Origin of the sequence: Marinospirillum alkalitolerans, from assembly GCF_045055655.1 — a bacterium.
Lineage (GTDB): Bacteria > Pseudomonadota > Gammaproteobacteria > Pseudomonadales > Halomonadaceae > Marinospirillum > Marinospirillum alkalitolerans.
In genome coordinates this window covers 30917-44111 of sequence record NZ_JBANFI010000006.1, presented here as the reverse complement: position 1 = coordinate 44111, position 13195 = coordinate 30917, and the positions used below count along the sequence as shown (strand labels likewise).

The following is a 13195-nucleotide window of genomic DNA, read 5'->3' as shown; positions in this document are numbered from 1 at the left end:
TCATACGGGCTCAGTGACAGCCGCCAAGAGCGCCTGTTCCCGCTGTGTGAGACGCAGGATCGCCGCCTCTCGCCAGAGTGCAAGAGGGCGCTGCCAAGCCACACACAGGGCCTCCAGCAGCTGACCTAAGCGCAGCGGCATAGGCTCCTGCCCTTCCAGCAGCCTTCTTGTCTGCTGGTGCACGGCCAGCTCAAAGGCGCGCGTATCGCCGGGGTCACCAGAAAGGTTATCCGCACTGATCCGAAAAGGACGCCCCAGCGCGAGCGTTAAACACTGCTCAAAAGCCTGAGGACGGATCTCCACCTGCTCAAAAGCACGCTGCTGCGTCGAGGAGCGACCATCGGGACAGTACCAGTAACCATAATCTTCGAGCAGACGCCGCTCAGGACCAGCAACGCACCAGTGCGCAATCTCATGCAGGGCGCTATTTAAAAAACCACGCGCATAGATGATCTGATGATCCTCATCGGCGCTGGCCGCGGGGAGATACAAGGGCTCATCGCCTCCACGGACCAAACGCGTGCGGTAGGTGGGATAAAAAACAGCTTCAAACACCGACTTGAGCTGTCGACAGGCTTGCTGTTCAGCCGCTTCAGCATCCCTCGCGCTGGCAGTTTCCAAAGACATGCCTCTTCTCTTTTTCTGATCCATCAAGGCAGCAGTTCAAAGACCAAACGCACGCGCGCCTGAGCTTCCAACTGACCTGCATCCAGCTCAGGCGGACTAGACAAGGTATCCGCCGCCATCATCACCTCGGCCCGCATCAAGGCAGCAGGCTGCGGGCTGGTGATTTCTTCTAACTGCAAGGGCGCACCCAAGCGCGCACCCAGACTCGTGGCCATCAATTCCGCCTTGGCACGGGCATCTTCGATCGCGGCTTGCAAAGCAGGGTGCTGCTGCGCAGACATCAGGCTAGAGCGATACTCGAAAGGGCCGAGCTGATGTGGCTCAGCCGCCACCAGCGCTTCAATCCAAGGCCCAGCCTCGGTGACATCAAGATTCAGCAAACGGATTTCACGCGTGGCGACATAACCGCTGATGACCCACTGATCCTGACGCCGTGCATGACGTGGCTGAATACTGATCTGGCTGGCCTCAAGACGCACGCCTTCAGGCAGCTGACGACGCAAACGGCGCTGCACTTCTTGAACACGGCGCTCCAAATCCTGTAAGGCCAAACGTGATTCACGATGCTCTGCGGTAAAGGTTGCACGCAGATCGACCCGATCGGCCTCCAGCAACAAGGTGGCCTGCCCTTCTACCTGCACGTGCGGCACAGGCGCCCACTGCTGCGCCGAGGCCGACATCCACACCACACTCAAACTCAAGATCAATAACCAACGCATCAGAGACTCCTTATTTTTCGATGAGGCACTCTATCACTGACTCACAGCTTCCAGCTGAGTTCGCCGACTGGTCACATTTAAGCGCCACAGCAAAAAGACCGAGGCGGCTGAAAGACCGGCGATCAAGCCATACCAGAAACCCTGTACACCTTGTGGTCCCCAAGGATTGGCACCAAAAGCCATCCACCAGCCGCCGCCTAAGCCGATCACCCAATAACAAAATAGCGTAATCAACATGACAATTCGGGTGTCTTTATAGCCGCGTAGCGCACCTGCTGCATTGACCTGCAACCCATCAGAGACTTGATAAAAAACCGCCAGCTGGATCAAAGCCGTGGCCAGCTGCTGCACATCCTGATCAGAAGAGTAAAGCTGCACCACCCAAGGCGAGGCGACCCACATCACCAGCGCACCCAGCAAAGACACTAAAAACGCCATCTCAACACCTAAAAAGGCCACTCGACGGGCGGTTGCAGGCCGTTGTTGTCCCAGCGCATGCCCCACCTTCACAGTCAAGGCCATGCCCAGGCTCAGCGGCACCATAAAGAGCAAGGTTGTAAAGTTAAACGCCACCTGATGGCCTGAGACCACCACCTCACCCAACGAACCAATAAACAGCGCAATAGTGGTAAAGAGCGAGGCTTCGACAAAGATAGAGAGGCCGATAGGCAGGCCCACCCACAGTATCTGCTTGATGCCCAACCACTGCGGCCAGCTCCAGCTCTTAAAAATCGCCAAAGGACGATATTCAGCGCGAAAGGTGACATAAAAACCGAGCATGATGGTCATAAACCAGAAACTCAGCGCCGTGGCATAACCACAACCCACCGCGCCCAATTGTGGCATCCCCAACTTGCCATAGATCAGGATGTAGTTTGCCGGAATATTGATCAGCAAGCCCAACACACTGATCAGCAACACAGGTCGGGCCTGATTGGATCCCTCACACAAACAACGCAACACCTGAAAAAAAGCCAGCGCAGGCAGGCCCCAGCTCATTGCGCGCAAGTAGGCCGAAGCCAGATTCGCGACATCCGGCTCCACCTTCATAAAATCAAACACCACCTGGCTGTAATAAAAGGCAAACCAAGCCGGTATCAGCAACAGCGCCCCCACCCAGCTCGCCTGATGAATCAGCGGCGCCATTTCATGATGCCGCTGCCCACCACGGGCATGGGCAACCAAAGGGGTCACCGCCATCAGTGTCCCAAAAATCAGCAGCATCATGGGGCCAAAAATACTGGCCCCAACCGCCACCGCAGCCAAATCCACAGGACTCAAACGTCCTGCCATAATCGTATCGACGACGCCCATCCCAGTTTGTGCCAGCTGCGCTCCCAGAAGCGGCAAGGCCAGTAGCATTAACGGACGGTTATGTAACCAAAACTCTTGATGAAACGACTTCATTTTATGCGCACCAAAAACCGAGAATACTACTCCTTTCGATCGCAGAACGCCAAATGTGTCTGCAAAACACCTTTCTGTCCGCGCAGGGCTTGAGCTCCAAGCCTTTAAAAGCTAAGCTTAGCGCCAAGCTACTGTATAGAAGACTAGGCTGTTTAACCAAACAGCTGTGCAAAAAAACATCTCTGGAGCACTGATGATCAAACTTACCAAACGCCAGCAGCAGGTGCTGGATATCATCAAGGATGCGATGAAAGAAAAAGGCATGCCCCCCACGCGCGCCGAAATTTCGCGCATTCTTGGGTTTCGCTCCGCCAATGCGGCCGAAGAACATCTGCGCGCTCTAGAACGCAAAGGTGCGATTGAGATTCTTGCGGGGACCTCACGCGGCATCCGCCTGACGCAAGAGCAGATCAACGAAGAAGGCCTGCCTGTTTTGGGGCAGGTGGCCGCCGGCAGTCCGCTTTTAGCCCAAGAGAATATCGAACGTCATCTGAATGTTGATGCCTACGCCTTCAGTCAAAAACCTGACTATCTGCTGCGCGTTAAAGGGCTGAGCATGAAAGACATCGGGATTTTTGATGGTGATCTGTTGGCGGTCAAGCGCCTGGATCAAGCCCCGCGTAATGGGCAATTGGTGGTCGCGCGCATCCACGATGAAGTCACCGTCAAGCGCTTTAAGCAAGAAGATCAGATCGTTTGGCTGCTACCAGAAAACGCTGATTTTGAGCCGATCAAGATTAATCTTGAAGAAGAAACTCTGAACATCGAGGGTTTAGCGGTCGGTCTGATTCGCGATCAGTTCAATCATAGCCTGCATTAAGCTCATCCAGTGCCGAGTGCCTTCTCGGCCTCAGCACGGATGATCAACTGAAGTTCTGCTCCAGCTTACTCCTCCAACAGACCAGAGCGCAGCATATCAACCTGCGCTTTGAGCTGCTGATAAAGCCGCTCCAGCTCCTCAAGCGGCTTGAGTTCTTCACGCTGCACCGCAATCTGCCCCGCAGGAACAGCGACCGCGACCTCTGCTGAACGAGGCAACCCCTGTTGGGCCGCCAGCATGTTCAAACGTGAACAGATTCCCAGACGATCAGCCCGCCAGACCTCCAGCTCATACAAACGCTGGTCACGCTGCTGCGCCTGCTGCTGTAGATCTGCCAGCGCGTGAACTCGCTGTGGCTGTAGACGATAGGCTTCAGCCAGCTCACGCAAAAAGCTCAACTCAATTTTTAACAGTGCGCCCAAGGCCGCCTCGTAGCAGGTTTCCTGCCAAGCCACCTCCACCAATGGATCATGCGGCTGATGGGCGGCATCCAGCAATAAGCGCACCTGATAAAAAAGTTGCCGCGTTCTGTGTGCCGCATCAGCCATGCTCTTCTCCTTCTCTGACCTCAGATCGATACTGGCACATTCGACTAGCCCTTGGATTTATCTTCTATCTGCCAGCGCCCATCCTTCCAGAAGGCACGAAATCCCGTCGGTTTACCCTCTTGCTCTGCCTGCACATACTGTTCTTTGGTTTTACGTGAAAAGCGAATCACTGTTGGATGACCTGCTGGGTCCTGCTCAGGTGCATCAAGCAGATAATGATGCTTAGGATCAATCTGCGCACGGTGTGGCTTGATCTCACGCACCTGCGGTGGACGCGTTTCACGGTTTTTCGGGAATTGGCTGGCTGCCAAAAACAAACCACTGGCCCCATCGCGCAGCACATAGTGATCATCCACCTTTAAGCAACGCAGCTCTGGCATTGGCACTGGGTCCATCTTGGGTGGTGCCGCCTCGCCACTGCGCAGCAGCTTACGCGTGTTTTTGCATTCAGTGTTGGTGCAGCCAAAATACTTGCCAAAACGGCCTGTTTTGAGCTGCATCTCACTGCCACACTTATCACAATCCAGTGTTGGGCCTTCATAGCCTTTCAAGCGGAATTGGCCCTCTTCGATCTGATAACCATCACAATCAGGGCTATTCCCGCACACATGCAGTTTGCGCTTTTCATCAATGATCAGGCTTTCCATCGCGGTGCCGCACTTCTGGCAACGTCGCTTGGCACGCAGAGCATCAACTTCGGCATTTTCATCAGCATCTTCGGCCACAAATTCATCACCGGGCACCAGATTGATGGTGGTTTTGCAGCGCTCCTTAGGTGGCAGCGCATAGCCTGAACAACCTAAGAAGGTTCCAGTGGAAGCGATGCGAATTTGCATCGGCCGCGAACAGGTTGGGCAGCTGATATGGGTTTCGACTGGCTGATTGGGACGCATACCCTGCTCAGACTGGGCCTGATCCAGCTGACGGCGAAAATCGCTGTAGAAGTGATTCAGCAGATCCTTCCAATCCGCCCCCCCTTCAGCGACGGCATCCAGTCCATCCTCCATCCGTGCCGTAAAGCTGTAATCGAGCAGATCATGGAAGCTCTCGACCAGACGATCGGTGACGATATCGCCCATCTTTTCTGCATAGAAGCGACGGCTTTCGAGCTTGACATAGCCCCGCTCTTGAATCGTCGAGATAATCGCCGCATAGGTGGACGGACGGCCGATACCGCGCTTTTCCAGCTCCTTCACTAATGCAGCTTCGGTAAAGCGCGCCGGTGGTTTGGTGAAATGCTGCTTGGGGTCCAGCGCCAGCAAATCCAGCTGCGTCCCCTTTTGCAAATCAGGCAAGACCTGGTCTTCGCCCTGCTTCCCTGCTGGCGGCTGAATCCGCGTATAACCATCAAATTGCAGCACACGACCCTTGGCCTTCAGTTCAAAATCAGCCGCCTGAACCGTCAGCGTCGAAGACAAATAGCGCGCGGGTGGCATCTGACAGGCCACAAACTGACGCCAAATCAGCTCATACAAACGCTGGGCATCCCGCTCCATATTTTTAAGATCTTCACCCTTCACTTTGACTTGTGAGGGACGGATCGCTTCGTGGGCTTCTTGTGCGCCTTCTTTGCTGGAGTAGGACACTGGCTGCTCTGGCAGATAGGCCGCACCCAGGGCTTCAGCAATCCACTCACGGCAGCTGGCAACCGCCTCTTGCGATAGGTTGGTCGAATCCGTACGCATATAGGTGATATGACCCGCTTCATAGAGGCGCTGAGCCAGCGTCATGGTTTTCTTGACTGAAAAACCAAGGCGTGTACTGGCCGCCTGCTGCAAAGTCGAGGTAATAAACGGCGCACCTGGACGGCTTTGGGTGGGCTTGTCTTCACGATCAATCAGCTGATATTGGGCTGTTTGCAAAATGGCCAGAGCGGCGTCTGTTTGCTGCTGATTCACGGGACGAAAAGCCTGACCGGCCTGACTGACCACCTGACAACGCAGCGGATGTTGATCCGAACGCAAATCCGCGTGCACATCCCAGTATTCTTCGGGCACAAAAGCACGAATCGCGCGTTCACGCTCTACGATCAAGCGCACCGCAACCGATTGCACACGACCAGCAGACAAGCCCCGAGCCACCTTCGCCCACAATAAGGGCGACACCATATAACCCACCACACGATCGAGGAAGCGTCGCGCTTGCTGCGCCTGTACACGGTGCAGATCCAGCTCACCTGGCTGCTCAAAGGCCTGGGTAATGGCTTTTTTGGTAATCTCGTTAAACACCACGCGACGATAACGCTGCGGATCACCGCCCAAGGTCTCGCGCAGGTGCCAAGCTATGGCCTCTCCCTCGCGGTCCAAATCCGTCGCCAGATAAATGGCATCGGCTTCTTTCGCTAGCTTTTTCAGCTCGCTGACCACCTTTTCCTTGCCGGGCAAGATTTCATAATGCGCTTTCCAGCCATGCTCTGGATCGACCCCCATGCGGGCGATCAACTGATCCTGAGCGCGCTGCTTTTTCTCGGCCGCTGTCAGCGCTTTTTTCGTCGCGCGCGCGGTGGAGCTCTTCCCGCCACCGCTGACAGGTAAATCTCTGATATGGCCTACGCTCGATTTGACGATAAAGTCGCTACCCAAGTACTTATTAATCGTCTTGGCTTTGGCCGGGGACTCGACAATAACCAGTGATTTACCCATTCCGTTCGCTATCCTGTTGACTTAAATAAAAATTTCTATATTTGAAAAGACAAAAGCTGTCTCAGACGATGAGATTTGCCGCATACAGTAACCCAGTGCTGGATGGGATGCCACCCTGATCACTGAGCAACGCGCCCTGCTGGCGATCTCAGCAGCCAGACCTTGGGCATCACTGGCATTCTATGCAGCAGATGCCTTATCCTGTCTTTTTTTCGCTGCTAAGGATCTATCTCATGCGTCGTTTGATCTTCTTTCCCTGCGCCCTGCTACTCAGCTGCGCTGCACTCGCTCATGATGAGCAACTGCTGGTCGGTCAATGGACCTGCGAGCACCACTTTCCCACTGAGCAAGGCCTGACTCTGCACTTTAACTACCATCAGCTTTTTACGGCTCAAGGCCATTTTAGCGTTGAAGGCGATATTCAAATGCGCCTACCAGGGCAAGAACTGGCCTATGCACTGGATGCCGCTGGCAACTGGTCACTAGAAGGCGATCAGCTGTCTCTGCGCACTGAGACGAGTCAGTTCCGCCCGAACAATCCAACAGCGCAACAACTCCATGACGCAGGTATCTTGAACGCCAGTGACTTTGACAATATGCAAGGTGATGACGTCTTTCAAGTGCTGGCACTAAGCGCTTCACGGATGCAGCTTGAATATCATGACGCCGAAATCGGTGATCGGATTCAGGTTGAGTGCTTTAAAAACTAAGCCGCTCGCGCGTTAATCTTCGGCGGCATGACGCCGCCACTCAACAAACTGATCAATCAAGCGTCTGGCAATCGACGCCGGCGGTGGCAAAAGTGGCAGATCCTGCCAATGAAACCAGCGTGCGTCTACCAACTCTGTCGGGTCCACCTGGATCTCGCCTTGGTGATATTCAGCCCAGTAGCCCAGCATCAATGAATGAGGAAAGGGCCAAGACTGACTGCCCAGATAGTGCAGCCGCTGAATCTCTATGCCGACTTCTTCCTTCACCTCTCGATGCACGGCTTCTTCGACGCTTTCTCCAGCTTCAACAAAACCCGCCAGCAGACTATACATCCCATTTTGGAAACGCGGGCTCTGCGCCAGCAGCAACTCTTCTTCACGCCACACCAGACAAATCATGCTTGGCGAAATACGCGGATACTGACGCAAGCGGCAACGCGGACACTCCTTGGCATACTCATCATAGCGCGCCTGGGTTGCAGCGCCACAGCGTCCACAAAACTGATGCTGCTCTTCCCACGCGGCCAAACTGACGGCGGTGATCAAAAGATCCAACTCAGGTGAATCGGCTTGCAACAACCAATGACGCGTGCCGGGCCAGCCTGCCGCCTTGGCCTGAGCATGGCGCACCAAAGACAAGAGCACCGAGCGACCCTGCCAGCGCCCAATCACCGGACAGCGCCGATGCACCTTGCTGGAATAAAGATCGGCCTCCGCCCAAGCCGGTCCATCTGAGTGACGACTCGGTGCAATCATGCCAGGGCTCAGGCGTATCACCCAGATAGGCTCTCCCTCGCTAGGTTGATGCAAACCCCGCTCAAAAACAGGCTGGAGCGCCCCACCCAGCGCAGGCGACTGAGCAGCAGAGAAGGGATGCAAGCTTGGCAAGGGGGGATTCACGACTGGGACTCCTGCGCCAGCCACACACAGCTACCCGCCTGTGCCTCTAGCTGCGCCAGTTTGGCTTGATGGGCGGCCAGTTCTTCAGCCTGCGCATAATAGATAGGTAGCGCCCCTTGGCGCTTTACAGGACGGCGACTCAGGTGCACATCCACTAAAGCGTCTTGCTGCTCTTCTTCATCCTGACCTAAGGAGAGAGCGGTTTGCCCACCGGTCATGCGCAGATAAACATCGGCCAGAATTTCCGAATCGAGCAAAGCGCCGTGCAGCGTTCGTCCAGTGTTATCAACATGGTAGCGCTTGCACAAGGCATCCAGGCTATTGCGCTGCCCAGGATGGCGACGACGCGCATAGGCCAGCGTATCAAAAATCTGGCAATAGTCTTCTAAACGCCCATAGCGTGCCTGACCCAGCTGCTGGTTTAACCTCTCTAACTCAGCATTGATAAAGCCAACATCAAACGGTGCGTTATGAATCAGCAGCTCGCTACCTTGCACAAAAGCCAGAAAATCATCGGCCACTTGGGCAAATAAAGGCTGATCTTTCAGGCCGTCCCAGGTCATCCCATGCACCTGAGTCGCTTCGATATCGATCTCGCGCTCAGGGTTGAGATAAACATGGTAATGGCGTTGAGTGAGCTGACGACGGACCAGCTCCACACACCCAATCTCAATAATCCGGTGACCTTCGCGTGGTTCAATACCGGTGGTTTCTGTATCCAGAACGATTTGACGCATAGTGAATCTCTTTTTGATCGGATTCAGGGCTTCAGGCCAGGCCGCCCTCTGGCTGTTCAACGCCACGATTGGCAAGTTGATCGGCCATTTCATTGCCTGGGTCACCGGCATGGCCCTTCACCCAAAACCATTCTATTTGATGCTGCTGCGCTAAGGCATCCAGCGCTTGCCAAAGGTCTTTGTTTTTCACTGGCTGACCTGCTGCCGTTTTCCAGTTTTTCTTTTTCCAGTTCACCATCCACTGGGTAATACCCTGACGCACATACTGGGAATCGGTATGCAGCTCAACCTGGCAAGGGCGCTTTAAAGCCTGCAAAGCTTGAATCGCGGCCATCAGCTCCATCCGATTATTGGTGGTCTGGGCTTCGCCACCCCAGAGGCTTTTTTGATGCTCGCCGCAGCGCAACCAAGCGCCCCAACCGCCGCGCCCCGGATTCCCCTTGCACGCACCATCGGTATAGATCACCACTGGGGGTTGATCGCTCATCGGCTTCCTCTCTTTCATTCTTTATGCTTTATGACTGGCCCTCTTGACCAACCGGACGACTCGATTCACTGACGATCTTTGGCTGACTGAGGGTTGAAGCCCCCACCGCCGCCTCTGGCATCCACGCCTGACGCCGCCAGGTGGGTCGAGGTCTCAGCGGACAGCCTACATTTTTACCCAAACGCATAAAATAAGCACCCTGCCAGGGATCGAGCCAAGGGCCGAGATGATAGCAGCTTCTGTTGCGGCCATAAGGGCGAATTTCAATACAATGGAGATCCAGCAGTTCACACCAGTCCTTTAAACGCGCCGGACTGATCCAATCACTCCCTGCCAGCGCGCGCAAGGATTTAGGCTGCATCCAGCGTGGCGTAAAACGCAACAGCGCCTGCCAGCTCCAAGGGTTGAGTGCACACACCCAGATCTCGCCTTGCGACAAGACCACCCGCGCCGCTTCTTTCAGCAGCTGATGCGGGCGATGATAGAGGGCTAGGCTATGGTGCAGAAAAACCCGATCCATCGATTCATCGGGGAGCGGCAGATAGGCTGGATCGGCAATCAGGCTACTTGGGCTGGTTGCCAGCGCCTGCTGCGGCCGCCATTCAATCACATGACGAATACTGCCACTGCGCAGCAGCCCCCCCAGAGGAGTAGTGCCCAGGTGAAGTAAATGGTAACCTCTGGCCTGCTCCAGCAGGGGCGTGAGCAAACGTGTCTCCTGCTCTAAAAGATGCTGCGCAAAGGCCGTCTCCCAAAAAATCTGCCACTGAGCCCAACAGGCCTCAGGAGAAGCCATGACGGTCTGGGAATCTTGCTGCCCTCGTTTCACCGCTCCCCCTTGTGCACGCTTGGCATCTTTTTGTCTCCCATTGCTTGCTTGATTGAGGTTAAGGCCATGTATTCAGTTCACCCTCTACCCGCCTTCAAAGATAATTATATCTGGGTCATCCAACAGGATCAGGACCCACGCTGCTGGGTGGTTGATCCAGGAGATGCCGCACCAGTGCGCGCCTACTTAGACGCCACGCAACGCCAGCTTGAAGGCATCCTGATCACGCACCACCATCCCGATCACATAGGGGGTGTGGCTGCGCTGAGTGCGGCCTATTCTTGTGCTGTGATCGGCAGTGCCGCAGATCAGGCCCGCTTGCCGCCACTGACTCAGGCCGTGCAGCAGGGTGATCGCTTTCAGCTGCTCGATTGGCAGGTGGAGGTGCTGGCGGTCCCTGGGCATACAGATCACCATCTTGCGTTTTCCTGCACCGACCAACAAGGTCAGCAGCATATTTTTTGTGGCGATACGCTTTTTGCGGCGGGCTGCGGCCGACTTTTTGAAGGCACCGCACAACAGATGTATCAATCGCTCCAAGCTCTGGCAGCTTTTCCTGATGCCACCCTCTACTACCCAGCCCATGAGTACACCCTTGCCAACCTGAATTTTGCCTGCAAGGTGGAACCCAGCTCCTTCGCCTTACAACAACGCCTTGCCCAATGTATGGCGTTGCGTGCGGCCCAGCGCCCTACGCTCCCCACCAGCCGCGAGCAAGAGGCCGCGACCAACCCCTATTGGCGCCTGAATCAGCCTGAGGTGCAGGCCTCGATCAGCCAGTTTGTGGCACAACAGGGCGAACCCCAACCTGAGACCCCAGCAGCCTGGCTACACTTTTTACGCCTCTGGAAAAACGCTTCCTAGCAAGCGTACAACAAGGCAGCCTGCTGATCTTGACGGCTGATTCGATCCAGCCTGAGTGAGCCTCAGCGGCCAGCCGCGCGGGCCAGTGGCAGCGCGCTTCTCTAGGCGCGTACTGAAAAAATAGTGTAAATTACTGCCCCAAGAGCCGAGTTATCCATTTTTCTGACCAACACGATCCTATTCTATGCCTTTATTTCAATCGATTTGCCAATGGTTTCCTCCCCTGCATTCGACCCCTTCTTTTTTCCTGCGCCGCTGGGGTCGCCCTTTCACTGCAGTCACTCTAGGGAGTGTTTTTTTAGCCGGTTGTTCCGCTTTTCCTCTTCAGCAGGCCTCTCAGGACCCCGCCACCAGTGATCCTGAATATCTGCTGGCCCAGCTACAGCAGCAGCAACAGCTGTTTCACTATTTAAAGGCCGAAGAAGCCAACGGCCTTGGGCAGCTGCTCCCCTTGCAGCAGCAGGCCGATTGGCGCTCTTGGGATGAACCCAGCCTCCCACCCTATGATCTCTGGGATCGCCTGCGCGCCAATATGCGTATGGATAACACCAGCCATGACCCGCGCGTACAAGCCGAGATCAACTGGCTGCTGCGCCATCCCAGCTATTTAGATCGGGTGGCCCAGCGCGCCAACCGCTATATGTTCCATATTCTTGAAGAGATCGAGCGTCGTGATCTCCCCAGTGAACTGGCCCTGCTGCCGATTATTGAATCTGCCTATGATCCCTTTGCTTACTCCCACGGTCGTGCTTCGGGCATGTGGCAGTTTATCCCCGGCACTGGGCGGCATTTTGGCCTAGAAAACAACTGGTGGTATGACGGCCGACGCGATGTCCTGGCCTCAACAGATGCTGCGCTGACCTATCTCACCCAACTGCATCGCCGTTTTGACGACTGGCACCTGGCCTTAGCCGCTTACAATGCTGGTGGCGGTAATGTGAACCGCGCCTTGCGACATAACCGTCAAGCAGGTGGCAATGGTACCTTCTGGGAGCTGAACCTACCGGCTGAGACCCGCGCCTATGTGCCGAAGATGGTCGCTCTGGCAAGGGTCATCGGTGATCCAGAAGCCTATGGCATCACCTTGAGCAGCCTGCCGAATGAGCCTTATTTTGCTGTTGTGCCCACTGGCGGGCAGATCGATCTGGCCTTGGCCGCCCAGATGGCTGAAATCAGCATCAATGAGCTTTATCTGCTCAATCCAGGCTATAGCCAATGGGCCACCGACCCTAACGGCCCCCATCGCCTTCTGGTGCCGATCGAGCAAGCCGATGTCTTTGCCCAAGCACTCGAAGCCCTCCCAGCCCAGCAGCGCATGAGCTGGCAGCGCTATCGCGTGGCCTCAGGCGACAGCCTGCTGACCATCTCACGCCGCTTTAACACCACGCCCAGCATGATCCGTGACGCCAACCAGCTCAATGGCGACATTATTCGTGCCGGACGCGAACTCTTGATCCCGATTCCCAGCCAAGGCGCAGGCCAGTATGCCCTCAGCGAAGATCAGCGCCTACAGCGCCGCCAAAATGTGCAGCGCAATGGCCAGCGCGTGGATCATCGCGTACAAAGTGGTGATAGCTTCTGGCTGCTCGCCCGCCGCCATAATGTCAGCGTGCGCGAACTGGCCGCTTGGAACAACATGGCCCCCGGTGATCCATTAATCGCCGGACAAAGTCTGGTGATCTGGTCACGCAATGCCCAGTCTGCCAACAGCCCAGCCCAGCGCAGTGTCGTGCGGCGTGTGAACTATCAAGTCCGCCGTGGCGATAATCTGGCCAGCATCGCCCAGCGCTTTCAAGTCAGCGTCAGTGATATCGCGCGCTGGAACAATATCAACCCCAACCGCTACTTGCAGCCAGGACAAAACCTGACGCTGCATGTGGATGTCACACGTAACTAAGCACAAGA

At 55.6% G+C, this 13195-nt stretch carries 13 protein-coding genes; 4 read left to right on the top strand and 9 right to left on the bottom strand.

Translation table 11 applies throughout. From position 1 onward, the window contains the following. From V6U78_RS10405 to V6U78_RS10395, 3 genes are read right to left on the bottom strand one after another with little or no spacing between them, the layout of a single operon-like run. On the bottom strand, positions 1–627 hold the full coding sequence (locus V6U78_RS10405; RefSeq protein ID WP_405340273.1) for an elongation factor P hydroxylase: 627 nt from the start codon (positions 625–627) through the stop codon (positions 1–3). A 23-nt stretch (positions 628–650) separates the two neighbouring features. After that, complete coding sequence (locus tag V6U78_RS10400; RefSeq protein WP_405340270.1) at positions 651–1346, bottom strand: SIMPL domain-containing protein; 696 nt, start codon at positions 1344–1346, stop codon at positions 651–653. A gap of 33 nt (positions 1347–1379) precedes the next feature. After that, a complete protein-coding gene (locus tag V6U78_RS10395; RefSeq protein WP_405340267.1) occupies positions 1380–2753 on the bottom strand; it encodes an MATE family efflux transporter in 1374 nt (457 codons plus the stop codon). 193 nt (positions 2754–2946) lie between these two features. On the opposite strand from V6U78_RS10395, the gene lexA reads away from it, so the two are divergent. Next, entirely contained in the window at positions 2947–3573 is a 627-nt protein-coding gene (gene lexA, locus V6U78_RS10390) for a transcriptional repressor LexA (RefSeq protein WP_405340264.1), read from the top strand. 65 nt (positions 3574–3638) lie between these two features. Here lexA and V6U78_RS10385 read toward each other — a convergent pair whose 3' ends face one another. Next, positions 3639–4121: a DUF6586 family protein gene (locus V6U78_RS10385; RefSeq protein WP_405340261.1), complete on the bottom strand. Its 483-nt coding sequence runs from the start codon at positions 4119–4121 to the stop codon at positions 3639–3641. 44 nt (positions 4122–4165) lie between these two features. Continuing rightward, positions 4166–6763, bottom strand: coding sequence for a type I DNA topoisomerase (gene topA, locus V6U78_RS10380; protein WP_405340258.1), 2598 nt, complete (start codon positions 6761–6763; stop codon positions 4166–4168). 233 nt (positions 6764–6996) lie between these two features. Between topA and V6U78_RS10375 the strand changes: the two genes are divergently transcribed. After that, positions 6997–7473 carry a hypothetical protein gene (locus tag V6U78_RS10375; protein ID WP_405340255.1) on the top strand — a complete coding sequence of 159 codons (477 nt, stop codon included), beginning with the start codon at positions 6997–6999 and terminating at the stop codon, positions 7471–7473. 12 nt (positions 7474–7485) lie between these two features. On the opposite strand, the gene nudC is transcribed toward V6U78_RS10375, so the two are convergent. Genes nudC through V6U78_RS10355 form a run of 4 tightly spaced genes read right to left on the bottom strand, consistent with a single transcriptional unit; the run spans position 7486 to position 10393 of the window. After that, positions 7486–8373 carry an NAD(+) diphosphatase gene (nudC, locus tag V6U78_RS10370; RefSeq protein WP_405340252.1) on the bottom strand — a complete coding sequence of 296 codons (888 nt, stop codon included), beginning with the start codon at positions 8371–8373 and terminating at the stop codon, positions 7486–7488. Then, positions 8370–9110, bottom strand: a complete 741-nt coding sequence (gene dnaQ, locus V6U78_RS10365; protein WP_405340249.1) for a DNA polymerase III subunit epsilon — start codon at positions 9108–9110, stop codon at positions 8370–8372. Before dnaQ ends, nudC begins: the two co-directional genes overlap by 4 nt. 31 nt (positions 9111–9141) lie before the next feature. Beyond that, positions 9142–9597, bottom strand: a complete 456-nt coding sequence (rnhA, locus tag V6U78_RS10360; RefSeq protein WP_405340246.1) for a ribonuclease HI — start codon at positions 9595–9597, stop codon at positions 9142–9144. 28 nt (positions 9598–9625) lie between these two features. Continuing rightward, on the bottom strand, positions 9626–10393 hold the full coding sequence (locus V6U78_RS10355) for a methyltransferase domain-containing protein (RefSeq protein ID WP_405340243.1): 768 nt from the start codon (positions 10391–10393) through the stop codon (positions 9626–9628). 99 nt (positions 10394–10492) lie between these two features. Here V6U78_RS10355 and gloB point away from each other — a divergent pair, with 99 nt between their 5' ends. Together gloB and V6U78_RS10345 are read left to right on the top strand one after the other, a co-directional pair. Next, complete coding sequence (gene gloB, locus V6U78_RS10350) at positions 10493–11290, top strand: hydroxyacylglutathione hydrolase (protein ID WP_405340240.1); 798 nt, start codon at positions 10493–10495, stop codon at positions 11288–11290. A 184-nt stretch (positions 11291–11474) separates the two neighbouring features. Continuing rightward, positions 11475–13187 (top strand): LysM peptidoglycan-binding domain-containing protein, encoded by a 1713-nt coding sequence (locus tag V6U78_RS10345; RefSeq protein WP_405340237.1) that lies wholly within the window; start codon positions 11475–11477, stop codon positions 13185–13187. Positions 13188–13195 lie beyond the last annotated feature (8 nt).